Raw genomic sequence first — 26,369 nt, forward strand, 5'->3', positions numbered from 1 at the left:
GCGGCAACGGGATCAGGGCCTCCAGCAGATCCCAGTACTCGTCCTGCATCAGTCGTACACCCCTTCCAGAAACCACCTCTGATCCCTGCGGATCAGCAGGAACGCCTGGTCGTTCGTCTGCACCTGGATGCGCGCGGCCCGGTGCGGGTCCGGCGCCCACCACCGCTCGTCGACCGGCCACGGCCCGGCCCACGCGGTGATCTCGCGCGTTCTTCCTCTGACGATCAGGGTCTTCGGCCTCGCGGTGAGTTCGAGCCTGCCGGTCACGCCGACCTCCGCACCTCCGGCGTCCTTCAGTTCCGCGGGGTCGTCGGCGAGCGTCGCGGGCGCCCTGGTCAACCGGCCGGGCCACGGGTGGTCCGGGTGCGCGACCGGGGTTCGCTCGTCGCCCCACGGCACGAGCCTGACCTGCTCCTTCGGTCCCCTGCCGCCGTCGATGACCCCGGTGAGCACGCCGTCCGGGCCGAGCAGTCCCTGGACGTGCAGCAACGCCCGCACCGCGCGTTCGTCGTCGTGGCCCCACAACCCGAGCTGGAGCGCGGTGCCGTTGACGACCTCGACCGGTTCGAGGGTGAGCGTGCGGATGCCGGAGGTGAGGCGTTCGCGGGTGAGCCAGCCGTCGAGCTGCCAGCGCACCCGGTCCGCGATCCCCCTCGGTGTCAACGGTTCCGCGGCCCGCCACACCCGGCCCAGCTCCTCGTCGTTCTCGGTGCGGGCGTGGATGCCGAGCCGCGTGCACGCGAGACCGCGGGCTGCGAGGTTCTCGTGCAGCCGCTCCGAGAGGACCTTCGCGGCGAACGCGGCCGCGTCGATCCGCTCGACCGGTTCGTCGAAGGTCTCGGTGACCGCCAGCTCCGGCGCGGGCCTGCGCTTGTCGAGCGGACGTTCGGGCAACCCGCGCGCCAGCCGGTGCTGCCTCGTCGCCGGCCCGCCGAACCGGGACGCCACCGCGTTCTCCGGCACCTTCGCGAACGCGCCGAGCGTCTTCAGCCCGAGCCTCCTGAGCAGGTCGACCAGCTCCGGGGCGTCGAGTTCGTGCACTCCCAACGGCGCGAGGAACTCCGCGGTCCGATCCGGCGGCACGATCACGTTGCGGTGCGCGGCTTTGGTGGCCCCGAACAGGCTGTCGGCCACGCCGACCTGAGCCTCCGTCCCGGTGCGGCTCGCGACGTGGTCGACGATCCGCTCGGCCGCCTGCTCCGCGCTCCCGAAGTAGCCGATCGGCCCCCGCGCCGGCACCGCGACCAGTCCGGGCTGCACGACCTCGATGCCGGGCGCGAGCTCCTCGACGGCCTCCGCCACCGGCTCGAAGAACCGGGCGTCGCGCTGCGGATCGTGCTCGAAGGTGATCAGCTCGGGGCACATCGCCTCGGCCGCGCGCCTGCGCATGGCCCGCCGGATCCCCTCTTTGCGCGCCACGGCCGAGGTGGACACGATCTCGTTGCCGTCGACCACCGCCACCGGCACGTGCGGGGCGGTGCCGGTGGCGGTGCAGGCGGCGATGACGGGCCAGTCGGGGCACCAGACCGCGAGCAGACGCGTGTCCTTCATGCCGATGGACCCTTTTGCGCCAGCCTGACCAGGCGCTCGACCGCCTCCGTCCGCCTGATGGCGGCACTGTCCGCCCGCTTGGCGGCCAGTTCGTCGGCCCGGCCCGGACCGGCATCAGCCGGCTCGTCGGAGCGGGCCGGTCCACCGGCCACCAGCGGGAGCTCGATCTCTTCCGCACCGAACGTCAGCAGCGCGTGCTTGGCCTGCCCGGCCGAGCCGCGGCCACCACTGCGCACGGTGATCTGCTGACGCCGCAACGTTTCCGCGCCGTCGTCCAAGGCGTTCCAGCTCACGGACTCCGCGGTCAGCGCCACGTCGGCCGAGGGCCAGGCGCCGCAGGCGATGAGCACGGCGCGGCGCTGGCGGGCACGGGCCGTCAGGCGCCGGGCCAGGGAGGGAGGTAGTGGGGAGGCGACGGCCACCAGGTCCATGCCGTCGAGCAGGGCCGCGATGACCGGGCCCGGGTCGGAACCCGGACGCGGGATCAGCGCCAGGCGCTGCACCGCCACGCCCAGTTCGGCCGCGGCCAGCACCCCGATCTGGGGCAGGCCGACCACGGCGGCCCAGCAGCCGTCGGCGGTCGCGCCCGCCAGGAGGGCGAGCAGCAACGATGTCGATCCGCCCACCGACACCGTGCTGCCCCGCCGCAAGCCGCCCCACGGGAGCAGGCCCGCCAGTTCCCCGCGAACCGGCAGAACCCGCCCCGTGGTGTGGTCGGTGGTGGTGCTGGTCAGCTCGCTGGCCGGGTTCACCCCGAGCGCGGCCAACGACGCCGTTGCCGACCTGGACACTCCACCCACCTCCCGTCACGGACCGTGCGCACCCCTGTGCACGGCCGCCGTGGGAAGTTCGGCGACTTGCTATTCGAACGCTTGTTCGAACGAACGAGATGATCGTAGCGTGCGAGCGCACCCCTGTGTCAATCCCAGAGCGTCACCCTTTTGGTGGACAAGGCCACACGCGTCCGGAAGGTCCTCTACGGTGCCCTCAGAGCGACTGGAACTGGGGAAATCGTGAACCAACCACCTACGCACGGCTGGCATCAGCAGCCACCGCCGCCTCCACCGCAGGGCTGGCACCCACAGCAACAGCAGGGCTGGCAACCGCAGCCGGGCCACGGGCCGCAGCCCGGCTGGGGCCCGCCGCGACCACCCGTGAAGAGCAAGGCACCGCTGGTCGTCGGCATCCTCTTCGGCGTGCTGGTGCTCGGCGGCATCATCACCGCCCTCGTGATCTACCTGGACATCAACTCGGACAGCGGCACCAGCAAGCGCGCGGACAAGCTGCCCGCGGCGTGCGGCACCGTCTCCGAGGCAGCGCTCGCCAAGGCGCGCACGACGAACCCGAACGGGCTCGGCTCGCGTGAGACGAAGCTGTCGAGCGGCACGCACACGACCTGCGGGTGGAACCAGACCAAGGGCGTCGACGGCTCGGGCCAGCGCAGCACCACGATCTTCATCTCTCAGGGGCAGAAGGACGCCGAAGCCGAGTTCGGCCGGATCGTCGGGCAGAACATGGCCAACACCCAGAGCACCCCGCAGCAGAAACCGCTCGAAGGGCTCGGCGACGAAGCCACGGCGGTGCTCGCGGAGACGAGTTCGGCGTTCACCGAGCTCTCGGTCGTCGTGCGCAAGGGCGACACCGTCGTCGAGGTCGACATCTCCGGCTGGGACGCGGGCCTGTTCACCAACAGCAAACCCGACCCCGCGGAGCTCGAAGCCGCCGCCAAGGGCATCGCCGAAGAGGTGGTCGCGAAGCTGTAGCAACGCGAAAGGGCCGCTCCCCCAACGGGAAGCGGCCCTTGTGCGAGCACTCAGTGGGCGAAGTGACGCGTGCCCGTCAGGTAGAGCGTGATACCCGCCTGCTCGGCCCTGGCGATGACCTCGGGGTCGCGCACCGAACCGCCGGGCTGCACGACCGCGCGCACGCCGGCGTCCAGCAGCACCTCGAGGCCGTCCGGGAACGGGAAGAACGCGTCGGAGGCGCCGACCGCGCCCTTGGCCCGCTCACCGGCGCGCTTCACCGCGAGGTGCGACGAGTCGACCCGGTTGACCTGGCCCATGCCGACACCGACGGTGGCACCGTCGTTGGCCAGCAGGATCGCGTTCGACTTCACCGCGCGGATCGCACGCCACGCGAACTCGAGGTCCGCCAGCGTCTTCTCGTCCGCGGGCTTGCCGCAGGCGAGCGTCCAGTTCTCGGGCGAGTCGCCGGAGGCGTCGATGGCGTCGCGCTGCTGCAGCAGCAGGCCGCCGGACACCGGGCGCATCTCGGCGCCGGCCCTGGCGGGCGGCTCGGCCACGAGGATGCGGACGTTCTTCTTGCGCTGCAGCACCTCCACCGCACCGTCCGCATAGGACGGAGCGATGACGACCTCGGTGAAGATCTCCGAGACGAACTCGGCCATCTCCACGGTGACCTCGCGGTTCGCCGCGATGATGCCGCCGAACGCGCTGACCGGGTCGCACTCGTGCGCCTTGCGGTGCGCGTCCGCGATGCTCAGCTCGGACACCGCGATGCCGCACGGGTTGGCGTGCTTGATGATCGCGACGCACGGCAGTTCGTGGTCCCACGCGGCACGCCAGGCGGCGTCACCGTCGAGGTAGTTGTTGTACGACATCTCCTTGCCGTGCAACTGCTTCGCCGACGCCAGGCCGGTGCGGCCGTCGCCCTGCGTGTAGATCGCGGCGCTCTGGTGCGGGTTCTCGCCGTAGCGCAGCACGTTCGACCGGTTCCAGGTCGCGCCGACCCAGCCGGGGAAGCCACTGCCCTCGTCGTCCGGCGCCAGGGCGTTGCCCATCCAGGACGCCACGGCGACGTCGTAGGACGCGGTGTGGCGGAACGCGTCGGCGGCCAGGCGCTGACGGTCGGCCAGGGTGAAGCCGCCCTCGCGGACGTTCTCCAGCACCCAGTCGTAGCGGGCCGGGTCGACGACGACCGCGACGTTGGCGTGGTTCTTCGCCGACGCGCGGACCATCGCGGGGCCGCCGATGTCGATCTGCTCGACGCACTCGTCCTGGGAAGCACCCGAGGCGACGGTCTGCGTGAACGGGTACAGGTTCACGACCAGCAGGTCGAACGGCGCGATGTCCATCTCGCGCAGCTGCTGGACGTGCGAGTCCTTGCGCAGGTCGGCCAGCAGACCGGCGTGCACGCGCGGGTGCAGCGTCTTCACGCGGCCGTCGAGGCACTCGGGGAACCCGGTGACCTGCTCGACCGGCGTCACGGGGACGCCCGCGTCCGCCAGCACCTTCGCGGTGCCGCCGGTGGACACGATCTCGACTCCGGCCGCGTGCAGGCCGGTGGCCAGTTCCAGCAGGCCGGCCTTGTCGGAGACCCCGATCAGGGCCCGGCGGACCGGTCGCCTCTCGGCGGGAGTGCTCCCAGGAGTCGTCACGGAATGCTCACCTTTCGTCCGTTCACGGTGCAGCCCTCACGGGCGAGTCGGCCGACTGTCTCGACGAGCAGCCGGCGTTCGACGACCTTGATGCGTTCGTGCAGGGTCTCCTCGGTGTCGCCGGGTTCGACGACCACGGCCTCCTGCGCGAGGATCGGGCCGGTGTCGACGCCCGCGTCGACCAGGTGCACCGTCGAACCGGTGACGTGCACGCCGTAGGCCAGTGCGTCCCGCACGCCGTGCGCGCCGGGGAAGGCCGGCAGCAGCGCGGGGTGGGTGTTGATCATCCGGCCGCCGAAGCGGGCGAGGAACTGCTCACCGATGATCTTCATGAAGCCGGCGGACACGACCAGGTCGGGCTCGTACGACGCGACCGCCTCGGTCAGCGCCGCGTCCCAGGCCGTGCGGTCGGCGTGGTCGCGCAGCTTCACGGCGAAGCAGGGCACCCCCGCGCGTTCGGCGCGCTTGAGGCCCTCGATGTTCTCGCGGTCGGCGCCGACGGCGACCACCTCGATCGGGAGGTCGGCGTCCAGCAACGCCTGCATGAGGGTTCCGGAACCGGAGACGAGTACGACGACGCGCGCCGGTGTGGGAAGCCGAAGTTCGGTGCTCAGCGTCTACTCCTGGTCGTTGCAGCAGCTCAGGAGCAGCCTAGGACGTCACCGTCCCGGCTTGCCGTCCAGGTCCTCCTCGGCCTCCATGCCGAGCATTTCGTCGAACTCCGCATCAAGGTCCTCTTCTTCGCCGAGGTCCTCTTCCGCTTCCGGTTCGGCGTCGTCTTCCTGTTCGGCCTCAACGTCTTCGACGTCTTCGGGCTCTTCTTCCTCGTCGTAGTAGTCGTCGTCCTCGAGGTCCTCGTCGACCTCGAACTCGTCGGCGTCCACGACTTCGAGCTGCTCGAACTGGTCGGTGAGCTCGTCGTCCTCGAACACGACGTCCTGGTCGGCGGTCTCCTCGTCGTAGTCCGGCTCGACGAACTCGGCGGCACCGTCCGCCGCCACGGCCTTCCTGCGGCTGCCGGCGAGCCAGGCCACCAGCGCACCCGGTAGGAGCACCCACAGCGCCACGAGCAGCGCGAGCAGGCCGGCCGGCACCGTCACGGGGTCGAACGCGCCGCCCGCCAGCCGTCCACCGGCCGTCGCGGCGAGCACGAGGCTGCCCACGCCGGCCGTGATCGCGGCCACCAGCACGGCGCGCAGCCGCGAGGTCGGCCGGTCGGACACCTTGCGGCAGGTCCAGCCGACCAGCATGCCGATCACCGCGCCGCCCGCCAGCACGGCGGGGCTCCACACGAACTCGTTCTCCGGCATGGCCGCCAGCAGCGGTACCGGCGGCACCTGGCCACCGACGAACTTCAGCGGCGAGACCACGACCCCGCCCATCGAGAACCCGGCGCCCACGACGTACGAGAAGCCCGCGATGATCGCGTTCGGCAGGTAGCCGAGACAGAGCAGGAACACGCCGAGGCCGACGCCGAACGACGGACCGGCCCCCGCGAAGAGCTCACCGGTGCGCGACCACGAGGCCGCGAGACCGGCGGCCACCGTCAGCGCGCCAACGCTGACCAGCGCGAACAACGCCATGACGCCGGCGCGCAGTCCGTGCAGCGCCACCGGGTCGAGCTTGTCGAACACCACCTCGTACAGGCCACAGCGACGAGCGACACCGATGGTGGCCGCGAGACCGGACACCGCCGCACACCCGAAGAACGCCACCGCCGGTGTGGCACGCACGACACCCTCGCCCATCACCAGCGCGATCGCGCCGCCGACGATCGCGTGCGACCCGGCGATGCTGAGCACCACACCGCGGGCCTGCAGCGGTTCGTAGAGGCCCAGGCGGTCCGCGGTGCCCGCGGCGGTGCGGCCGACCAGCAGCATCAGCAGCGCGGTGGGCAGCAACGGCAGCACGCCGAGCTGGCCCGAGTCGAAGCGCAACGGCACGTGGTGCGCCGCCAGCCAGGCGGGCGCCGCGGCACTGAGCACACCCGACGTGGAGAAGTCGGCGTACGTGGCCGTCGCGGAGACCAGCGCGAGGACCGCGGCGACCGCGGCGTATCCGACGACCACCGATCCGACCGCCGCGGCGACGAGCACGCGCATGCGTTCGGACCGCGAGAACTCCGGTGGGCGCACGGTGTTGACCTCGCGGGTCACATCGCGTTGCAGCACGGGCACTTCTCCACTGTGTCAGGCCGGCTGGGCCAATCAGGGCAGGCACGCCGGGGCATACGACAGGGGTGGCACCGGCGAACCGGCACCACCCCTGAGGTCGAACGGTGTGCGGACCTTACTGCTGCGGTCCGCCGAAGCCACCGGGCGGCGTGCCCGGCGAGCCGAACTGGCCCGGCTGCGGCATGAAGCTGGTCTGCTGCGGCGGCTGGCCGGGCTGCTGCGGCTGCTGCGGCTGCTGACCGAACTGCTGCTGCTGGCCGAACTGCGGCTGCTGCGGGGCCTGCTGCTGGGGCGCACCGTGCTGCGGGTGCTGACCCTGCTGCGGGAACGCGCCGGACTGCGGGTTCCAGCCGCCCGGCTGCCCCTGCTGCTGACCCGCGTACGGGTTCGCCGGCTTGGGCTCGAACTTGACGATGCCCTCGGCGAGCAGGAACGCGAGCACGATCGCGGCCGTCTCGAGCAGCGCGACGATGAGCAGGACGATGTCGAGGCCCTGCACCGACGGCGACTTGATGATGCCCTGCAGCTGCAGCAACATCTGCACGGCCGCCAGGACCGCGGCGACCGGGACGAAGCCCTTCGGGGTGCTCGGGAGCACCGAGAGGCCGGCGAGCAGGCCCGCGGCGAGCAGGTACGTCACGTTGCCGCTGACGTCGTCGGCGAACGCGACGAGGTACGCCACGAGGCCGAGACCTGCCGCCACCAGCGGGAGGATCAGGGCCAGGTTGATGTTGTTGGCGCCGGGGGCCCCGTGGGCCGGCGGCGGAGCCTGGTGCTGTGCCGGACCCGGCGGCTGCTGTTGGGGTGCGCCGTAAGGCACGGACATGTCGAGGTCTCCTCCTCAAACCAGGGTGCGTCGCGAGACGCTAACTGATGCGTTGCTCAGACGGTGACCGGCACACGCCGGTTCCGCCATCCGAGCGACGTCCAGCCTCCAAAAGTACTCTGCCCCCGAACGCACGCGGGGACCTTTCGTACTCAATGTCGGTACGAAAGGTCCCCGCGTGCGGTGACACTCCTGAAAGCGGAGTTCGTCAGAGACCCTGCATGATCTCGCGCATCAGGTCGGCGGTCTCGGACGGCGTCTTGCCGACCTTGACCCCGGCGGCCTCGAGGGCCTCCTTCTTCGCCTGCGCGGTGCCCGCCGAGCCCGAGACGATGGCGCCGGCGTGGCCCATGGTCTTGCCCTCGGGGGCGGTGAAGCCCGCGACGTAGCCGACGACCGGCTTGGTCACGTTCTCCTTGATGTACGCGGCCGCACGCTCCTCGGCGTCGCCACCGATCTCACCGATCATCACGATCGCGACGGTCTCCTCGTCGGCCTCGAAAGCCTCCAGGGCGTCGATGTGCGTGGTGCCGATGATCGGGTCGCCACCGATGCCGATCGCGGTGGAGAAACCGAAGTCCCGCAGCTCGTGCATCATCTGGTAGGTCAGCGTGCCCGACTTCGACACGAGGCCGATCTTGCCGCTGCCCGCGATGTTCGCGGGGATGATGCCGGCGTTCGACTTGCCGGGGCTGATGATGCCGGGGCAGTTCGGGCCGATGATGCGGGTCTTGTGGCCCGTCGCGACGGCGTGCGCCCAGAAGTAGGCGGTGTCGTGCACCGGGATGCCCTCGGTGATGACGACGGCCAGCTCGATCTCGGCGTCGATCGCCTCGACCACGGCGGCCTTCGAGAAGGCCGGCGGGACGAAGATCACGGTCACGTTCGCGCCGGTGGCCTCCATGGCCTCCTTGACGGTGCCGAAGACCGGCAGGACGGTGCCGTCGAAGTCGACCTTCTCGCCCGCCTTGCGCGGGTTCACGCCACCGACGATGTTCGTGCCGGACGCGAGCATGCGCTTGGTGTGCTTGGTGCCCTCGGCACCGGTCATGCCCTGGACGATGACCTTGCTGTTCTCGTTGAGGAAGATAGCCATCTGACTCAGACCCCCGCAGCCGCGAGCTCGGCGGCCTTGGCGGCCGCGTTGTCCATCGTGTCGACAACGGTCACCAGCGGGTGGTTGGCCTCGGCGAGAATCGCGCGGCCCTCCTCCACGTTGTTGCCGTCGAGGCGGACGACGAGCGGCTTGGTGGCCGAGTCGCCGAGGATCTCCAGCGCCTTCACGATGCCGTTGGCGACGGCGTCGCAGGCGGTGATGCCGCCGAAGACGTTCACGAAGACCGAGCGGACGGCCTCGTCACCGAGGATGACGTCCAGGCCGTTGGCCATGACCTCGGCGGACGCGCCGCCACCGATGTCGAGGAAGTTCGCGGGCTTCACGCCGTACTGCTCACCGGCGTACGCGACGACGTCCAGCGTCGACATCACGAGACCGGCACCGTTGCCGATGATGCCCACCTCGCCGTCGAGCTTGACGTAGTTGAGGCCCTTCTCCTTGGCCTTCGCCTCGAGAGGGTTCTCCGCCGCCTTGTCGACCAGCTCGGCGTGCGCCGGGTGGCGGAAGTCGGCGTTCTCGTCCAGCGTGACCTTGCCGTCGAGCGCGACGATCTTGTCCTGCGGGTCGCGGACCAGCGGGTTGACCTCGACGAGCGTGGCGTCCTCCGCGACGAAGGTCTCCCACAGCTTGACGATGACGTCGACGACCTGGTCCTTGACCTCGGCCGGGAAGTTCGCGGCGTCCGCGATCTCCCTGGCCTTGGCCGCGTCGACGCCCTGGATGGCGTCGATGGCGATCTTCGCGAGGGCCTCGGGCTTGGTCGCGGCCACCTCCTCGATGTCCATGCCGCCCTCGACGCTCGCCATGGCGAGGAAGGTGCGGTTGGCGCGGTCGAGCAGGAAGGAGAAGTAGTACTCCTCCGCGATGTCGGAGGCGGGCGTCACCAGAACGCGGTGAACGATGTGCCCCTTGATGTCGAGGCCGAGGATGGCCTTGGCCTTCTCCTCGGTCTCCTCGGCGGTGGAAGCGAGCTTCACACCACCGGCCTTGCCGCGGCCGCCGGTCTTGACCTGGGCCTTGACGACGACGGCCTGGCCGAACTTCGCGGCGATGGCCTTGGCGTCTTCGGGGTTGGTAGCCACATCGCCCGGCAGTACCGGGACGCCGTGGGCGGCGAAGAGGTCCTTCGCCTGGTACTCGTACAGGTCCACTCGGGTCTCCTGCGACGTCGGTGTCGGAACACCGCGCCTGGGTGGTCCTCAAGGGGCCAAGCGAACCCACTTGACGCGGCTGGGCCCAGACACTATCGACCTGCGGCTACCGCTCGCACGTCACCACCGGTGAGGTCGGTCTCAACTGCGGTGAGGTCGATCACGCGCACGCGCACGCCGGGGCAGAACGCGCGTTGCAGGACACGTTTCAGCGGGTCGCGCGAGCTCCTGTCAAGCCGGCCGCGACCAGCAGAGCCGCGACGGACGCCAGCGCGAGCCAGGTGCCGGGGGCGGCCACCGCACCTTCGACGCGGTCGCCGGTCAGCGGCAGCTCCAGTGCGCGGACGCCGAGCAGCAGCACCGCGCCGGCGAGCACGGCGGCACCGCGAGCGGGCCTCGACCTGAACACCAGCACGAGGCTGATGATCAGCACGATGAGGGAGATCAGCAGCGTCCAGGAGACCGCCGGATCGGTGTCGGGGGCCAGGCTCGCGGACGTGTACCCGTCGCCGCGCATGGTCGGCAGGGCGAAGGCTCCCACCGCGAAGAGCCCCGCGAGCAGCACCGCGCCCAGCTCGGCCACCGGCGTCTGCTCCCGCTGGGACTCTCCCGCGTTCTCCCGCTCGACCGCGGCCGCGAGACCCGCGCAGGCCAGGGCCAGCAGGCCGAGCGGCAGCTCGACGATCATCAGCCAGAAGCCCGCCCCCGGCTGCGCGACGCCCGCCTGACTCGCCGCCAGCACCGACTCGGTGGTGCCCGCGGCGGCGAGCTGCACGGCGAAGAAACCGCCGACCAGCGCCGGGCGCACCACGGCCGCGGCGGACGGCAGGAACATGAGGAGTCCGAGCACGCCGAACGCGAGTCCGGCCACCCACAGCAGGTTCACGGCCGCCAGGTCGGGTGCCGCGCCGCCCGTGGTGAGGGTGAGCTGCGGGAGCATCGCGCCGACGAGCACCGCCACGGCGGCGGCGACGGCGAGGGCGCCCGAGATGACGTGCATGCGCCGCAGCGTCGGCAGGGCCGGATCGCGCGTCTCGTCGCGCTCGCCGCGCAGGACCCGCACGGCACGGCCCTGAAGCGGGGTGCCGAGCAGCAGGATCGCGGCGATCAGCGCCGTCACCGGACCCGAGCTGATGCTCAGGCCCGGCGCGAAGGTGCCGGCCGCGAGCCACGGCACCACGACGGCGAGGAGGGCCAGCGTCACGCCGATCGTGCCGCCCTGGCGGGTGTCCGGGTCGGGCGAGGTGGCCGAGAGCGCGGTGGCGAGGGGAACGGCGAGCGCGATGAGCAGACCGCCGGTCAGGCCGAGCACCGGCAGGTCCCACGGACCCCGGTCGAGCTGGAACGGGTCGGCCGAGACGAACGGCTTGCCCAGCAGCCCGATCCCGGCCACCGCGGCGATCAGCACCGGGAGGCCCACCAGGGTCGGGGGCTCCGACTCGTCCGCGGGCATGCCGGCGCGCCCGGCCGCGAGCGCTCCACCGGCGATCACCAGCAGGTGACCCGCGACCAGCAGCCACACCCCCGCCGAGGGCGTGACCTCGAGCAGGGTGGTCGGCCGGAACAGCTCGGGGCGCGCCACGTCCATCGGCTCGAAGGCGACCAGCAGGTCGCTCAGCAACCGGCCGACCGCGAAGACGCCGGCGGCCGCGAGCAGCCCCGCCGCCACGAACGGGCGGCCGCGCATCAGCAGCACACCCGCGACGACCGGCGGCAACAGCGCCAGCAGTGCGAGCAGGGGCCACGACGTGAAGGCGGGTTCGGCGCCGTCGACCACGCCGAGCAGCGGGCCGAGGGCAAGGAGGAGGGAGCCTGCCGCGGCGAGGGCCCACGACGTGCGCAGCCTGGCGGCCGCGGGGGTCTGGTTCTCGAGCTCGGTGCGAGTCATCGCGGGCGAACCTAGCAACACTCGTGTGTGGTCGCGCGTGGCCTGTTAAGACGAAATTCGTTCGCATGTGGAAAACAACTGCCGGGTACTCCTAGCCGGTGACTTCATCACTTACCGTCGCTCACATGAGCGAGAGCGGCCGGTCGTGGATCACGCGTCTGACTGACGCGGCTCTCGATCGCGCCGGCTGGGGCGTCCACACCGTCCGGGACGTCGCGGAGGAGGTGAAGGTCGCGCTGCGGGCGATGGCCACGCCCGGCGGCATGCGCGGGGTCGCGATGGAAGCGGCCTGGCTGACGGCCCACGCCGTGCTCTACCCGTGGGGCGCGATCACCGAGCAGCTGCGGCCGGACGGCCAGTACCGGCACTACCGCACCGACGTCCTCCCACCCCGCCAGCGCGGGCTGGTGGTTTCGGCGATGGACGCGGCGGGCACCCCGATCGTGTTGGTGCATGGCATCGGGGACAACCGTTCCGCCTTTGCAGTGCTGTCGGGGGCGCTGCGAAGGCGGGGCTTCGGGGTAGTGCACGCCATCAACTACAGCGTGCTGACGGCGTTGACCGGGGACGTGCGTCGTTCCGCCGCCCTGCTCGGCGCGCACATCGAGCGCATCTGCGAGCAGACCGGTTCCGATCAGGTACATGTGGTCGGCCATTCGCTGGGCGGGCTCATCGCCAGGTACTACGTGCAACGACTGCACGGCGACGCACGCGTGCGCTCACTCGTCACTCTGGGTACACCGCACAACGGCACACTCGCCGCCTATCTACTGCCCACGCCGCTGACCCGCCAGTTGCGGCCCGGCTCCGAGCTGCTCACGGAGCTCGCGGAGCCCTGCCGACCGTGCCGCACGCGCTTCGTCGTGGTCTGGTCCGAGATGGACCAGGTCATCGTGCCTCAGCGCAACGCCCGGCTGGAGCACCCGTCGTTGGTCGTCGAAGAGCACCAGATACGTGATTCAGGTCACCTTTCTTTGCCGATTGACACGAGGACCCTTCACGTAGTTGTGACGGCCATCACCCGATCGGATGACTTGTCAACTCACCCCATCGCCGCTGGCGGTGAGGCGTGTCGGCCGTCTCAGATCACCGATGGTCACAGTTGACAGATAAAACCTGCAGGTTGCCGCCCATTGGGGGGACATAACGAACTGGGGTTTGCCCTCCGAGGCTTCCCGCCGTTATCGTCCCCCGGTCCGTTGTCACGGTCTGATCACAGAAGGACACCGAGTCAGAACCCCGAATCCTGACTCACCGGGAATCCCCCGCCCGGCGTCCACCCGATCAGGCTCCCCGAAGGCGGAAGGGCAAGCTTTGAGTCACCACCGCTCCCCCGGCGGCCATGAACGCAGTGCTGCGCTTGAAGAGGCAGTCGACCGCGCCACCACGCGCCCGGTCAGCTCTCACCGGCTCCCCCCGCCACCGTCGGCGCTTCGCGGACGCATCGTCGTCGCCGCCGTCGCAGTAGGCGCGTTCGCAGCGGCAGGCGCAGGCCAGATCGGCCAGGCCGCAGCGGACGACAGCAAGGACGTCCAGCTCGCCAACCACGCCGACGGCGCCGCCACCTTCGACGGCATGGGCGGCGACACCGCCTCCGCGCCGCAGATCCTCGCGGTCTCCAAGACCACGGCAGAGGGTTCCGCGGAGGCCGCCAAGCTGCTGCGCAGCCAGCAGCTCACCACCGAGCGCGAGGCCGTCGAGGCCGAGAAGAAGCGCCCGAAGTTCTTCCGCCCCGCCGCCGGCGAGTTCACCTCCGGCTACGGCGGCCGCTGGGGCACCATGCACCTCGGCATCGACATCGCCGGCCCCATCGGCACCCCGATCGTCTCCGCCGCGGACGGCGTGATCATCGAAGCGGGCCCCGCGTCCGGCTTCGGCCTCTGGGTCCGCGTGCAGCACGCCGACGGCACCATCACCGTCTACGGCCACATGGACACCATCGGCGTCCGCGAAGGCCAGCAGGTCAAGGCCGGCCAGCAGATCGCCCGCATGGGCAACCGCGGCTTCTCCACCGGGCCCCACCTCCACTTCGAGGTGTGGAACCCGGACGGTCAGAAGATCAACCCGCTGACCTGGCTGAACGCTCGCGGCGTGACGGTCTGATCCAAGATCGCTGGTTCGGAACTTCTGGAACTACGGCTCAGTAGCTTCCTGACGGTCTTTCTGCGGCTGGCCCACCTCGTGGTGTCGGCCCAGGTGTTTGAGGCGGCTCAGGAGGCTCTTGTGGCCGAGGAGCCTCTAGCGTCGCTGTAGTCGCGCTCTCGCTGGACGGGATCGCTCCCTAGGGGCGTGTCACGGCTTTCGGAGTTGTGGCTCCGGGCGTTACAGGTCTGGGCGGGCGAAGTAGGTCGCCGCTATGCGCCAGACCGAGCACATGTGTTTGCGCCAGCGTGGGCCGCAGGCCTTGCAGGCCCCGCTCTCCGTTGGTTCGTGGTGGTGCAGCAGAGTGCGCCAGGCTTCGACCAGCCTGAGGGTCTCCGGCGATTCCAGCTGGTTGAGGATTGCGAACACACGTTCGTGCAGGGCGCCGGCCAGTACGTGATCCAATTTGAGCTCTCCCGCTGGGGTTGTGGCCTCATGCGGTTGATGATGCTCCTGAGGTCTGACAATTTTTGGACGTGGTGGGGCTGACCTGCGTCGATCTTCGAGTCCGCTGGTGCGCGCCGGGCCCTTTGTCCTGAGAAGACAGTGCGGCCGGACCGCTCTCCCGTTCGGTCCGGCCGCACTTCGCCGCGAAGTCAGGCCCCCGCCTTCCCTTCGCTCCCCTTGCGTCGGCAGGCTGCTCGTGCGCCTTGGACCGCCCCGAACGTTCCCTGGCTGTGCTGCTTGCGACACCCACATAGACGTACGTATCGGCTTGCCGTTGCGCTGATTTTCTGGATTTTTGCGGATTTTCTTCGGGGTGGGTGAAGGTGCTGGTCAGGAGGGGTGCGGGTGGTCCGGTTTGGGTAGGGATGGTGGGACTTGGGCGTTCCGTAAGTCGGGGAGTTGTGGGTGGTTGGGTTGCGAGGGGATGTTCCTGCTGATACCTGGGGCTCCGCCCCAGACCCCGCCAATCTGCTCTGAAGCCGGGGTCTGCGCCGTGCGCGGGTTGATGGCACGCCTGTTGCTTCGGGCGGAGGCGCGTTGCTTTGGGGGGCGCGTCGGTGGGGTGGCTTCGTCACGAGCCGTACCAAGAGCGGGCCACATGCCTGAAGGGGTGTCAAGCGGACGAAATGCATGTCCGCTTGACACCCCTTCAGGCATGCAGCAAGAGCTGTGGCACGACTCGTGACGAAGCCACCCCACCCAGACCTTCTGGTAAGGACGGCTCGCCTTCGGCTTCGCGGGTGAGTTGCGTGCCCGTTGCTTGTGCTCGGGCTGCTCGCCTTCGGCTTCGCTGGCGATCAGGTGGGGCGGTGTGGCTGGCTTTTTAGAGCTTTGTCATGGGGACGCTGCCGATCAGCATCAGGCGGACTGTGCCTGCGCCGCCGAAGTCGATCGTTGCGGTTGCCCTCAGGCCCGCGCCGTCCACTGCTACTACTCGGCCCAGGCCGTACTTGTCGTGGGTTACCCGGTCGCCCACGTCCAGCTTCAGGGCTGGGGCGTCCTTCCAGCCTGTCTTGCCCGGGGCTGGGCGGGAGAGGCCTCGGGAGGCTATGCCGCCTGAGGCTGAGCGGCCCCAGGTCGTGGCTGCTGCCGGGCCTGAGCGGGAGGGCTCTACTCGGCGCCAGTCCAGCAGGTCTTCCGGGATCTCGCCCAGGAAGCGGGAGGCCGGGTTTGCCGAGGGCTGGCCCCAGGCTGACCTCACCAGGGCCCTGGAGAGGTAGAGGCGGCGCTGGGCCCTGGTGATGCCCACGTAGGCGAGGCGGCGTTCTTCTGCCAGTTCGGCTGGGTCGCCCAGTGCTCGCATGTGCGGGAAGACGCCGTCTTCCCAGCCCGTGCTGAAGACGACCGGGTATTCGAGGCCCTTGGCCGTGTGGATGGTCATGAGGGTGACCACGCCGTCTGAGTCCGCGTCCGGGATCGAGTCCGCGTCTGCCACCAGGGAGACTCGTTCGAGGAACGCCGGGAGGGACGGGACCGGGTCTGCGCCTTCCGGGAGTTCCAGTTCGGTGAACTCCCGGGCGACGGTGACCAGTTCGTTGAGGTTTTCGATCCTCGTGTGGTCCTGCGGGTCTTCGCTGGCTTCCAGCTCGGTGCGGTAGCCGGTCTTGTCCAGGACCGCTTCGAGGATGTCGGCCACGTCGTCCTCGCGCGCGACCATCTCGCCCAGTTGGTCCATCATCTCGACGAAACCGGCGATCGCGTTGCGGGAGCGCGGGTTCAGCAGCGGGACTCGGTCGTTCACCGCTTCGCGGAGGGCTGCGGCGAAGCTGATTCGTTCGCGTTCCGCGTAGGCCGCTACGCAGGCTTCTGCCCGGTCGCCGATGCCTCGCTTCGGGACGTTCAGAATTCGGCGCAGTGAGACCGTGTCGTCCGGGTTGGCCAGGGTGCGCAGGTAGGCGAGGGCGTCGCGGACTTCCCTGCGCTCGTAGAAGCGGACGCCGCCCACCACGCGGTACGGGAGGCCCAGGCGGATGAAGATCTCCTCGAAGACCCGCGACTGGTTGTTGGTGCGGTAGAAGACGGCGATCTCGGAGTTGTTGACCTCACCGCCGTCCACGAGGCGGTCGATCTCGTTGGCCACGAAGGCCGCCTCGTCGTGTTCGTTGTCCGCGACGTAGCCGACGATCTTCTCGCCCTCGCCGAGGTCGGACCAGAGCGACTTGTCGCGGCGGTTCGGGTTGCGGGAGATCACCGCGTTCGCGGCCGTCAGGATGTTCTGGGTGGAGCGGTAGTTCTGCTCCAGCAGGATCGTGGTGGCGTCCGGGTAGTCGCGCTCGAACTCCACGATGTTGCGGATCGTGGCGCCGCGGAAGGCGTAGATGGACTGGTCCGCGTCGCCGACCACGCAGAGTTCGGCCGGGGGGAGTTCACCGCCCGCCTTGCCCACCAGTTCGCGCACGAGGGTGTACTGCGCGTGGTTCGTGTCCTGGTACTCGTCGACCAGGACGTGGCGGAAGCGGCGGCGGTAGTGCTCTGCCACGTCCGGGAAGCGCTGCAGGAGTTCGACCGTCCTCATGATGAGGTCGTCGAAGTCGAGCGAGTTCGACTCGCCCAGGCGGCGCTGGTAGACGGCGTAGACCTCGGCCACGCGGCGTTCCAGGTCGTTCGTGGCCTGGGCGGCTGCGGTCTCCGGGTCGATGAGCTCGTTCTTGAGGTTCGAGATGTGCACGGCGAGGGTGCGGGCCGCGTACTTCTTCGGGTCCAGGTCGAGGTCCCTGGCGACGAGCGTGATGAGGCGGCGCGAGTCGTCGCTGTCGTAGATCGAGAAGTTCGACGACATGCCCAGGGTCTTCGCGTCCCGGCGCATCACGCGGACGCACATCGAGTGGAACGTCGACACCCACATCGAGCGGGCGCGGGCGCCCACCATGTCGGCGACGCGCTCCTTCATCTCGGCGGCGGCCTTGTTCGTGAACGTGATGGCCATGATCTGGCCGGGGTGCACGTCACGCGCCGCGAGCAGGTACGCGATCCGCCTGGTGAGGACGCGCGTCTTGCCGGAGCCGGCGCCCGCCACCACGAGCAGGGGCGAACCGGCGTGCTCGACGGCACGGCGCTGCGCGGGGTTCAGGTCGTCGAGCAGGTGGCCCGCGCGAGAAACGGGGGGACTTGAAGGCAAGTCGAACAAGGCGCTCATCGTCCATCCACGGTACCGGGCGGCACCGACGAATCCGGTACCGCCTGACCATGTGTTCGAGGAGCGGGATCCGTCAGGGTGCTGGTGCCGATCATGAAGTTCTGCCCCGCGCGCACCGCTTCGTGGCCGCCTGCCTCGGCGTACACGTCGATGCCGTCTGCGTCCGGATCGTCGCGGCCGCGGTCTCGATCGTGAGCTTCGGCCCGAGTACGTGTTTCACATGACTCCCAGACCTTCGACATGTGCGGCACGACTCCGCGTGGGGGTTCAGGCCGCGCGGCCAGGGCAGAGGCAGGAGCTTCCGGCCGGCACGTCCCACCTGGTGAGCCCTCTCGGCGCGCGGACTTGGCGGGCCCGGGAGGTTCTGTGCAACACTGAATCCATGCGCTCGACGTTCTTCGAGTTTTTCTACGGGACCCGGACTCCGGCTCCCGTGGTCGTCCAGCGCTGAAAAGCCACCACGAAGCCCCGGAGTCCTCGGACCCCGGGGCTTCGTTGCTTCCGGGCCAGGACTCGAAGTTCTCGAGAGGTCACCAATGATGGACACCACCACCGACCCCGACATCAACGAGCTGCGCGAGGAGATCGACCACCTCGACGCGGAGATCCTCCGCCTGGTGCAACGCCGCGTCGAGGTATCCAAGATCATCGGCGCCGCCCGGATGGCGGCCGGCGGCACGAAGATCGTGCACAACCGCGAGATCGACGTGCTCAACCGCTACCGGCCGCTCGGCCCGGAGGGCAAGGACCTCGCGATGATCCTGCTCAAGATGGGCCGCGGCCCACTCGGCAGGTAGCAGGTCGGAGACGGGCCCGGCGTCACAGCACGCCGGGCCAAAAAGGCTCCAGGGCGGCCCTGACGCGGTCGAGGTCCACATCCGCCAGCTGATCGTCGTCCGGCACGTACGCCAGCGGGTCCTCGAGCAACGGCTCCGGCAGCCGCAGCAGTCCCTCGACCAGCGCGTGCAGGCACAGCGCCGAGTACCCGCGCAGGTAGCCGCCCTCCTGGGTGAGCACGGTCCGCGGTCCGAACGACGCGACCCTCCGCCCGATCTCGCGGTACCCGTCCGCCGTGAGGTTGTGGCGGCCGTTGGGGTCGAACGCCGAACCGTCGAACCCGGACGCGCACACCAGCAGGTCCGGCTCGAACTCGCGCAGCAGCGGGAAGGCGATCTCGTCGAGCGCGCGCATGTAGGTCGTGTCGCCCGCACCGAGCGACAGTTCGATGTTGACGTTCCTGCCGTTGGCGCCCACCTCTGATGGCGCACCCGTCTGCGGGTGGTTGGTGCCCCACGAGCCGTGCCGCATGTGCACCGAGATGGTCAGCACGTCCGGCCGGTCGTAGAACACCTCCTGCGTGCCGTTGCCGTGGTGCACGTCCCAGTCCAGGACGGCGACCCGCATGCCTTGGCGCCGCGCGGTTTCCGCCACCAGCGCCGCGTTGTTCACGAAGCAGTAGCCGTCCGCCATGTCCGGCTGCGCGTGGTGCCCTGGTGGCCGCACGAGCGCGTACGCCACCGGCGCACCGGACTCCAGTGCCGCCAACGCGGTCCCTGCCGCCGCAGACGCCGCACGCCACGTCTCCGGACCTACGACCGTGTTCACCTCCAGCGCCACACGCTCCGAAACGCGCAACGAGTCCAAGTACCCCGCTGTGTGCACGCGCAGAAGCTCGTCGACGGACGCATGCCGCCCCTCGTGCCACTTCAAGTGCGGCGCCACGGGACCGTGCGTCAGCGCGTGCCGGAACGTGCGCAGCCGCGCCGCCGTCTCCGGGTGCGGCTCGGCGACGTCGAGCCACGGCCAGGAGCCCGGCAGCTCCCACAGGCCCTCACCGGCGTCGTGCTCGAGGCAGTCGTCGTGCCAGAACATGTCCACCCGAATCGGATATCAGGGCGATCACGGATGGTCCACCGAAAAATTCTCGGGGCACACTGGAGGCATGGGCCTCATCGCCGCACTGATCGCCATCGCCGGCCTGCTCGCCGCCTTGGCGCACGACGCATACCTGGGCTTGCTCGGTTCGGCCGCGAACAAGAAGGGCCTTTCCGGAGCACCTGTCTCGCAGTTCGTCCGCAGCCGCTGGAAGACCGCGATCATCACGACCGCGGGCGCGGTGATCGGCTTGCTGATCACCAACGGCGACACGCTGGGCGCCGACGTCATCGGCGCGTTGATCGCCGGCGGCAGCGGTCTCGCCGCGCTCAACGGCGTGCAGAACACACGCAAGCAGCTCAACAGCGGTCAAGCTCAACTGCCGCCGCGCTGACCAACTTCACACAAAAGAGTGTCACTCGTCCTGAACACCCCCTTTTGGTTGCTTCGGCACCGCCGGACGGCCCTACCCTGATTGCGTCGCAGAGGGGTGTCGGGGATGGACGAACTGCCGGGCAAACATCGTCTCGACGACGGGCCGCAGCCGCTGGACGCGCGGCCCGTCGCCGGGGGCGACCGCATTCCGCTGCCCCGCGGCCGCCACATCGACCCGCTGCAGGACACCGACGGCCTGCGCAAGTTCAACATCGGGCTGGTGCCCGCCTCGGTCACGCCGCCGCGCACGTGGAAGCGCGCGGCCTGGTTCGCCGTCGTCTCGTCCGTGCTCGTGCTGGTCGGCCTGAGCGTCGCCGCGGCCAAGCTGGTCGGCGGGGGCGGTGCGGTCGAGACGGTCGGCCTGCCCGGCTACCCGTCGGAGGTGCCGACGATCGGGGCGCTGCGCACGGGCGGCACGAGTCCCTCGGCCACCGGCGGCTCCACGCCGTCCGCCGCGCCCACCGGCAAGGTCGTTCCCGCGCCGGGCACGGGGACGGGTACGAGGGCGAGCAGCGTGCCGGGCACGAGCGGCCCGGCGTCCCCCACGAACACCAAGCCGTCCGGCACCGTCCCGCCGGTCATCACGACCGTGCCGGTCAGCCAGGCCCCCGTCGTCGACGGCGGCAAGATCGCCGAGAAGACCGAGAGCTTCTACAAGGCGATGGCGACGAACGCCGACACGGCGCTCGCCATGACCACGGACACCGTGCGCTCCAACGCCGACGCGTTGCTCGAGGGCAGGGTCGCCGACATCTCGCTGATCGAGGTGAAGGAGATCCTGGTCGACCCGAGCAAGGGCCTCACCGTGAGCCTGCTGCAGGTGACGAAGAAGGACGGCTCCGTCAGCACCGAGAAGCGCGAGCTCACCTTCACGCTCGGCGACCTGCCGTTGATCAACGGTGAACGGTTGAAGACCGGCGGCTGACGCGGCTCAAGGTCATGCCTGGAGTTACCGAACGTAGTAGGTAGCACCATCGAGCGAACCCTGAGCACCGCTGGCCGCCACGGACGAGTGAAGTCCACCCAGAAACTGGCGTCATGACGTGAGGCCACGGTACGTCTTCAGCTGTACACGGACAGTACGGAGGACCAGAGCAGTGCAGCGTCCAGCGGCGACGACCGGACGGCGGCACAACCGCGCCGGCTCGATCAGCGTGGCCGAGCTGATCAAGCAGCAGCCGGCACCGATGCGCATCCTCTCGCACGAAGAAGCCGCCACCGACGCTCTCGTCACCTCACTGCTCGGCCCGACCGAGAACATGACCGCGGCGACGACCGTGATCCCGGTCGTCCCGAACCGCCGCCGGCGCACGAAGCCGGGCCTCGTCGCCAGGGCCGCCGGCCTGCTGACCGGCGCGGCCCTGCTGGTCTCGTCCATCGCGGGCGCGGTGGTCCTCGCCAGCAAGCGGCCGGCGAACGTCGGCGTCCCGGCCTCCGAACGGCCCGTCGCGCTGTCGGGCTCGAGCGCGCTGCGTCCCGACGTCCTGTCGGCCCAGCTGCCGCACGAGCGGCCGCCGCAGCAGTCCACCTCCGCCGCCGTGATGCCCATGCCGCAGCCGTCCGCGTTGCTGCTGGAGACCGCCGCCGAGACCACCGAACCGGTCACGCCGGAGGTCTCGGTCGGTCCGCTTCCGCAGGTCGACGTGGTGAAGAAGTTCTACGAGCTGCTCGCGACCAAGCCGAACTCGGCGGCCAAGCTGCTCTCCCCGGAGCTGGTCGGCGCGAACCCCGCGGAGTTCGCCCGGTCCTGGGGAAAGATCAAGACGGTGAGCGTCGACCAGACGTCGGTGCGGCCGGACGGATCGGTGCTCGCGGTCGTCTCGATGCAGGAGATGGACGGCGGCTGGCTGCGCATCGAGCAGCTCTTCTGGCTGACCAGCACGAGCCAGCCGAGGATCGTCGCCACCGAGGTCCTTTCGGCGCAGCGCAGTTAGGCCGAGCAGTTAGGTCGCACCCAACTGGATCGCCGTTCGCAGTCGAACGGTGACCGCTCGTCGCGGAAACCGGGTTGCGGCCGTGAAAATTCCCCCATAGGGGTTACATCTCGGGTCACGATTCGGTATCCATGTTCCCGCCAGTACGCGTACGCGAACTTGGAAGGGTGAACGAGCGGTGTCGATTGAGGACCATCGTCGGCGGTTGAACGGATCGGCCGAGTCGACCGGCCAGCTGTCCGTCGCCGAGCTGATCGCCCGCCGCGAGGCGGAAACCGTGGAGATCCCGGTGATCACCGACGACATCACCCCCGCGGCGTTCGAGCCGACGATCAAGTTCAAGCCGGTCAAGGCGCCGGGCGGCAAGGCGAAGAAGCAGCCCATGAAGGAGCTGCACATCACCGAGCTGCTGCGCCGTGAGGGCCGCGCCGACGACACCCAGCGCGGCGGGTTCACCGTCGGCAAGCTGGCCGCCGCCGCCAGCGGTGGCGTCATCATCTGCGGTTCCGTGGCGTTCGCCGCCTCCTCCTGGCTGTCCTCGCCCGACGAGCGCCCGCTCGCCGAGGTGCGGTTCGACGAGCGCGCCCAGGCCCGTGGCGCGAGCGCGGGCACCGAAGGCGTCGTGAAGCTGCCGTCGAACAAGACCCAGCAGGCCGACGCCACCGAGACGCAGCAGGCGGACCCGACGTCGGCGAACCCGACCACGCGCGTCGCCCCGTACGTCCAGACCCAGCAGCAGCGTCCGACGCAGCAGGCCCAGACGCCCACCCAGCAGCCGACGCAGCAGCCCACCACCGAGACCTCGACCACGCCGTCGACGTCCACGGAGACCAGCACGCCGAGCACGCCGCCGTCGAGCGCGACGCCTCCTCCGCCGCCGAGCTCGTCCACGGCCACCCCGCCGAGCAGCAGCACTCCTCCGCCCAGCTCCGAGAACCCGTTGCCGCGGCCGTCCAACCCGGTCGACGTGAGCGTGGACCTCGGCATCCTCGACCCGGTGCTGAACACCGTGGGCGACACCGTCGGCGGATTCGACTTCTTCGCCCCTGCGAACTGATGTACGACAGGTAGCTCAGCGGCGGGCCTCGACAGGTACCCTGTGCGGGCATTCCGGACGACCTGCTGACTACCGCACGAGGAGCACGAGCGTGGGATCTGCTGCCGCAGCCGCAGTCACGCCTTCGAGCACCCCTGGGGTGGGCTTGTGACGACGTCCGGCACCTCGGACGGCCGTCTGATCGCCGACCGCTACCGCTTCCTCGACCGCATCGGCTCCGGCGCGATGGGCATCGTCTGGCGCGCCCACGACGAACGCCTCGGCCGTGAGGTCGCGATCAAGCAGTTGCTGCTCGCGCCCGGCCTGGACGAGACCGAGCAGGACGAGGCCATCCAGCGCGCCATGCGCGAGGGCCGCATCGCCGCCAAGCTGCACCACCCGAACGCCATCGCCGTGTACGACGTCGTCGAGGAAGACGGCGTCCCGTGCCTGGTCATGGAGTACCTGCCGTCCTACAGCCTGGCCGACGCGCTGGCCGAGGGCGGGCCGATGGACCCGGTCGAGGTCGCCAGCATCGGTGCCCAGTGCGCGGCGGCGCTGGCCGCGGCCCACGCGGCGGGGATCGTGCACCGCGACGTGAAGCCCGGCAACGTGCTGATCGCCGAGAACGGCGTCGTCAAGATCACCGACTTCGGCATCTCGCGCGCGTCCGACGACATCACGGTCACCAAGACCGGCCTGATCGCCGGCACGCCCGCGTACCTCGCGCCGGAGATCGCGCGGGGCCAGGACCCGACACCGGCCTCGGACGTCTACTCGCTCGGCTCGACGCTGTTCGCCGCGATGGAGGGCGAGCCGCCCTATGGAGTGAGCGAGAACACTCTGGGTGTGCTGCACGCCGTCGCGGCCGGGCGGATCAACCCGCCGACGGTCGACCACCCGCTCGCCGACACGCTGCTGTACCTCCTGAACTTCGAGCCGGACGACCGGCCTACGATGTCCCAGGCGCGCGAGGTGCTCAACGCGGTCGCGCAGGGCCGTTCGCCGTCGTTCAGCGGCCTGGCCGTGACCGACGGGCCCGACCCGACGGCGATCGTGGAGCCTGACCGGACCCGAGTGGTCCGGCCGGTGGCTCGGACCGCACCACCGCGGACCGCTCCGCCAATGGCGCCCGCCAGGGGTCCTGAGAACAACAAGCCACTGGTGATCGCTGCGGTCGTCCTGGCGTTGTTGCTGGTCATCGGTGGTCTGATGGTCGCGCTCGGGGTGTTCACCAAGGAGCAGCAGACGCCGTCGGCACCGCCCGCCAGCAGCAGCTCGGTCGCCCCGCCGACGAGTGAGGCGCCGAGTCCCGTGGTGAACACGACCACGGCCGAGGCAACCACAACGCAGGAAACGACGTCTGCACCAAAGACGACGACAACTACGACCACCACTACGACGACTACGACGACCACACCGCCGAAGCCGTCTTCGTCAGCGCCGGTCAGCACAACGACCACGACGACGGTCACGACGACCACGCAAGCCGTGCAGTAGGGCTAAGCGTCATCACGCCGTAGAAATCTCGTAAGGTGGGTACTCGCACCTGATGGGGTGATCTGAACCCGAAGGTGTGATCAGCCGTTGAACAGAGAGCAAGTGACCGCACAGCGGGGAGCAACTGTGACCGACGATGGCCGATTGGTCGCTGGTCGCTACCGATTGAGCCAGCGGATCGGCAGCGGCGCCATGGGCGTCGTCTGGACGGCACACGACGAACGCCTGCACCGCACAGTCGCGGTCAAGCAACTCCTCCTGCAGCCTGGACTAGCCGAAGCTGACACGGACGAGGCCAAGAGACGTGCCATGCGCGAGGGCCGTATCGCCGCGCGCCTGCAACACCCCCACGCGGTCGCCGTCTACGACGTGGCCGAGGACGACAGCCAGCCGTGGCTGATCATGGAGTACCTGCCGTCGAAGAGCCTTTCGGCGGTGCTCTCCGAACGCGGCACGCTCCCTCCGCGGGACGTGGCGTCGATCGGCATGCAGGTCGCCTCCGCGCTGGCCGCCGCGCACAACGCCGGCATCGTGCACCGCGACATCAAGCCCGGCAACGTGCTGCTCGGCGACGACGGCACGGTCAAGATCACCGACTTCGGCATCTCCCGCGCGACCGGTGACGTGACGGTCACCGCGACGGGCATGCTCGCGGGCACCCCCGCCTACCTCGCACCCGAGGTGGCCAAGGGGTACGACCCGGGCTCGCCGTCCGACGTGTTCTCCCTGGGCTCGACGCTCTACGCCGCGATCGAGGGCGAACCGCCGTTCGGCCTGAGCGAGAACACCATCGCGCTGCTGCACAAGGTGGCGTCCGGCAAGGTCAACCCTCCGCGCAACGCCGGCCCGCTGACCGCGCTGCTGATGCGCCTGCTGCGCGCGGAGCCGGAAGACCGCCCGACCATGGCCGAGGCCCGTGACGCGCTCGCCGCCGTCGCGAACGGCCAGGCCGCCCCCGCCTTCACCCCTGCCGTCGTCGCGCCGACCCACCCGCCGTCGTGGCGCGGTGTGCCGGTGCAGCAGCCGCAGCAGCAGGCCGCCACGCGGGCCCTCACGTCGCCGCAGGGGCACCAGCAGGCACCGCCACCGCCCAACGCGACGCGGGTGGACATGCACACGCCGCGCACGGCGTCCGTGCAGCAGCCGCCGTCGAACCACCGCCCGGCCGCCGCGCCGCAGTACTCCCAGCGCCCGAGGCCGGCAGCGTCCTCGTCGCCGTTGAAGAGCAAGAAGTCGACGGTCTACACCGCGCTCGCCATCGTGGCGGCGGCGGTCGTCGGCATCATGTTCGCGAGCATGCTCTCCAACGGTGGCGACAACGGCACCAACAACAACGCGGGCGCGAACACCCCGACGCAGCAGACCCAGGGCAACGAACCGACCAAGCAGTCGACGCCGCCGAAGTCCGCGGGCAAGGCCGGTCAGTGGACGAGTTCGCCCCAGCCCGACGACATGAAGGCGTTCCTCGAGGAGTACTTCGACACCGCGCCCAAGTCCCCGGAAGAAGCCTGGAAGCTCGGCAACGGCAACTTCCAGGGCACCTTCTCCGGCGGCTACAGCGGTTTCCAGACCTTCTGGTCGGGCATGAAGGAAGCCAAGATCATCAAGGCCACCGAAAAAGAAGGCTTCTACTGGGAAGTCGACGTCGAGTACACGAAGAAGAGCGGCGGGACGACCACCGAACGCCGGGGCATCTCCTTCGAGTGGAAGAGCCCGAACTTCCTGCTGCACAGCGACAAGTCGCTCGGCTCCTACTGATC

The 26,369-nt window shown here is 69.8% G+C and carries 22 protein-coding genes; 10 read left to right on the forward strand and 12 right to left on the reverse strand.

Annotated features, from left to right (window positions below):
* Nucleotides 1-48 precede the first annotated feature (48 nt).
* Together AB0M48_RS19610 and AB0M48_RS19615 are read right to left on the reverse strand one after the other, a co-directional pair.
* Nucleotides 49-1,551, reverse strand: a complete 1,503-nt coding sequence (locus AB0M48_RS19610) for a DNA polymerase Y family protein (RefSeq protein ID WP_363843649.1) — start codon at nucleotides 1,549-1,551, stop codon at nucleotides 49-51.
* On the reverse strand, nucleotides 1,548-2,342 hold the full coding sequence (locus AB0M48_RS19615; RefSeq protein WP_363843652.1) for a hypothetical protein: 795 nt from the start codon (nucleotides 2,340-2,342) through the stop codon (nucleotides 1,548-1,550). The genes AB0M48_RS19610 and AB0M48_RS19615 overlap by 4 nt, the downstream gene beginning before the upstream one ends.
* Before the next feature lie 363 nt (nucleotides 2,343-2,705).
* Between AB0M48_RS19615 and AB0M48_RS19620 the strand changes: the two genes are divergently transcribed.
* A complete protein-coding gene (locus AB0M48_RS19620) occupies nucleotides 2,706-3,314 on the forward strand; it encodes a hypothetical protein (protein ID WP_363843655.1) in 609 nt (202 codons plus the stop codon).
* Nucleotides 3,315-3,364: 50 nt separating this feature from the next.
* Here the strand turns inward: AB0M48_RS19620 and purH are convergent, their stop codons facing one another.
* The 7 genes from purH to AB0M48_RS19655 form a co-directional block, all read right to left on the reverse strand.
* On the reverse strand, nucleotides 3,365-4,948 hold the full coding sequence (purH, locus tag AB0M48_RS19625) for a bifunctional phosphoribosylaminoimidazolecarboxamide formyltransferase/IMP cyclohydrolase (RefSeq protein WP_363843658.1): 1,584 nt from the start codon (nucleotides 4,946-4,948) through the stop codon (nucleotides 3,365-3,367).
* A complete protein-coding gene (gene purN / locus AB0M48_RS19630; protein WP_363843998.1) occupies nucleotides 4,945-5,562 on the reverse strand; it encodes a phosphoribosylglycinamide formyltransferase in 618 nt (205 codons plus the stop codon). The genes purH and purN overlap by 4 nt, the downstream gene beginning before the upstream one ends.
* Before the next feature lie 45 nt (nucleotides 5,563-5,607).
* Nucleotides 5,608-7,119 (reverse strand): DUF6350 family protein, encoded by a 1,512-nt coding sequence (locus AB0M48_RS19635; RefSeq protein ID WP_363843661.1) that lies wholly within the window; start codon nucleotides 7,117-7,119, stop codon nucleotides 5,608-5,610.
* A gap of 118 nt (nucleotides 7,120-7,237) precedes the next feature.
* Complete coding sequence (locus AB0M48_RS19640; RefSeq protein WP_363843664.1) at nucleotides 7,238-7,948, reverse strand: DUF5336 domain-containing protein; 711 nt, start codon at nucleotides 7,946-7,948, stop codon at nucleotides 7,238-7,240.
* Between the two features lie 208 nt (nucleotides 7,949-8,156).
* Nucleotides 8,157-9,044, reverse strand: coding sequence for a succinate--CoA ligase subunit alpha (gene sucD / locus AB0M48_RS19645; RefSeq protein WP_090005237.1), 888 nt, complete (start codon nucleotides 9,042-9,044; stop codon nucleotides 8,157-8,159).
* Nucleotides 9,045-9,049: 5 nt separating this feature from the next.
* Nucleotides 9,050-10,216 (reverse strand): ADP-forming succinate--CoA ligase subunit beta, encoded by a 1,167-nt coding sequence (gene sucC, locus AB0M48_RS19650; RefSeq protein ID WP_363843668.1) that lies wholly within the window; start codon nucleotides 10,214-10,216, stop codon nucleotides 9,050-9,052.
* Nucleotides 10,217-10,424: 208 nt separating this feature from the next.
* Entirely contained in the window at nucleotides 10,425-12,104 is a 1,680-nt protein-coding gene (locus AB0M48_RS19655; protein WP_363843671.1) for a hypothetical protein, read from the reverse strand.
* A gap of 224 nt (nucleotides 12,105-12,328) precedes the next feature.
* Here AB0M48_RS19655 and AB0M48_RS19660 point away from each other — a divergent pair, with 224 nt between their 5' ends.
* The gene (locus tag AB0M48_RS19660) at nucleotides 12,329-13,210 is read left to right on the forward strand and encodes an alpha/beta fold hydrolase (RefSeq protein WP_363843674.1); all 882 of its coding nucleotides are present in this window, start codon (nucleotides 12,329-12,331) and stop codon (nucleotides 13,208-13,210) included.
* A gap of 208 nt (nucleotides 13,211-13,418) precedes the next feature.
* Nucleotides 13,419-14,207 carry a M23 family metallopeptidase gene (locus AB0M48_RS19665; RefSeq protein WP_363843677.1) on the forward strand — a complete coding sequence of 263 codons (789 nt, stop codon included), beginning with the start codon at nucleotides 13,419-13,421 and terminating at the stop codon, nucleotides 14,205-14,207.
* A 1,309-nt stretch (nucleotides 14,208-15,516) separates the two neighbouring features.
* Here the strand turns inward: AB0M48_RS19665 and pcrA are convergent.
* Together pcrA and AB0M48_RS19675 are read right to left on the reverse strand one after the other, a co-directional pair.
* On the reverse strand, nucleotides 15,517-17,829 hold the full coding sequence (pcrA, locus tag AB0M48_RS19670; RefSeq protein WP_363843680.1) for a DNA helicase PcrA: 2,313 nt from the start codon (nucleotides 17,827-17,829) through the stop codon (nucleotides 15,517-15,519).
* On the reverse strand, nucleotides 17,826-18,071 hold the full coding sequence (locus AB0M48_RS19675) for a hypothetical protein (protein ID WP_363843683.1): 246 nt from the start codon (nucleotides 18,069-18,071) through the stop codon (nucleotides 17,826-17,828). Before AB0M48_RS19675 ends, pcrA begins: the two co-directional genes overlap by 4 nt.
* 294 nt (nucleotides 18,072-18,365) lie before the next feature.
* Between AB0M48_RS19675 and AB0M48_RS19680 the strand changes: the two genes are divergently transcribed.
* The gene (locus AB0M48_RS19680; protein ID WP_090067154.1) at nucleotides 18,366-18,626 is read left to right on the forward strand and encodes a chorismate mutase; all 261 of its coding nucleotides are present in this window, start codon (nucleotides 18,366-18,368) and stop codon (nucleotides 18,624-18,626) included.
* A 22-nt stretch (nucleotides 18,627-18,648) separates the two neighbouring features.
* On the opposite strand, the gene AB0M48_RS19685 is transcribed toward AB0M48_RS19680, so the two are convergent.
* The gene (locus AB0M48_RS19685; RefSeq protein WP_363844001.1) at nucleotides 18,649-19,701 is read right to left on the reverse strand and encodes a histone deacetylase; all 1,053 of its coding nucleotides are present in this window, start codon (nucleotides 19,699-19,701) and stop codon (nucleotides 18,649-18,651) included.
* Between AB0M48_RS19685 and AB0M48_RS19690 the strand changes: the two genes are divergently transcribed.
* The 6 genes from AB0M48_RS19690 to AB0M48_RS19715 all read left to right on the forward strand — a co-directional run bounded on the left by AB0M48_RS19690 (nucleotide 19,700) and on the right by AB0M48_RS19715 (nucleotide 26,367).
* A complete protein-coding gene (locus AB0M48_RS19690) occupies nucleotides 19,700-20,098 on the forward strand; it encodes a hypothetical protein (protein ID WP_363843685.1) in 399 nt (132 codons plus the stop codon). The genes AB0M48_RS19685 and AB0M48_RS19690 overlap by 2 nt on opposite strands.
* A 105-nt stretch (nucleotides 20,099-20,203) precedes the next feature.
* Nucleotides 20,204-21,064, forward strand: coding sequence for a hypothetical protein (locus tag AB0M48_RS19695; RefSeq protein WP_363843688.1), 861 nt, complete (start codon nucleotides 20,204-20,206; stop codon nucleotides 21,062-21,064).
* Between the two features lie 172 nt (nucleotides 21,065-21,236).
* On the forward strand, nucleotides 21,237-22,073 hold the full coding sequence (locus AB0M48_RS19700; protein WP_363843691.1) for a hypothetical protein: 837 nt from the start codon (nucleotides 21,237-21,239) through the stop codon (nucleotides 22,071-22,073).
* A 205-nt stretch (nucleotides 22,074-22,278) separates the two neighbouring features.
* The gene (locus AB0M48_RS19705; RefSeq protein WP_363843694.1) at nucleotides 22,279-23,130 is read left to right on the forward strand and encodes a hypothetical protein; all 852 of its coding nucleotides are present in this window, start codon (nucleotides 22,279-22,281) and stop codon (nucleotides 23,128-23,130) included.
* Nucleotides 23,131-23,277: 147 nt separating this feature from the next.
* Nucleotides 23,278-24,609 carry a serine/threonine-protein kinase gene (locus AB0M48_RS19710; protein ID WP_363843697.1) on the forward strand — a complete coding sequence of 444 codons (1,332 nt, stop codon included), beginning with the start codon at nucleotides 23,278-23,280 and terminating at the stop codon, nucleotides 24,607-24,609.
* Between the two features lie 126 nt (nucleotides 24,610-24,735).
* Entirely contained in the window at nucleotides 24,736-26,367 is a 1,632-nt protein-coding gene (locus AB0M48_RS19715) for a protein kinase (RefSeq protein WP_363843700.1), read from the forward strand.
* Nucleotides 26,368-26,369: the final 2 nt, after the last annotated feature.

It is taken from the genome of Lentzea sp. NPDC051208, from assembly GCF_040682435.1.
Taxonomy (GTDB): domain Bacteria; phylum Actinomycetota; class Actinomycetes; order Mycobacteriales; family Pseudonocardiaceae; genus Lentzea; species Lentzea kristufekii.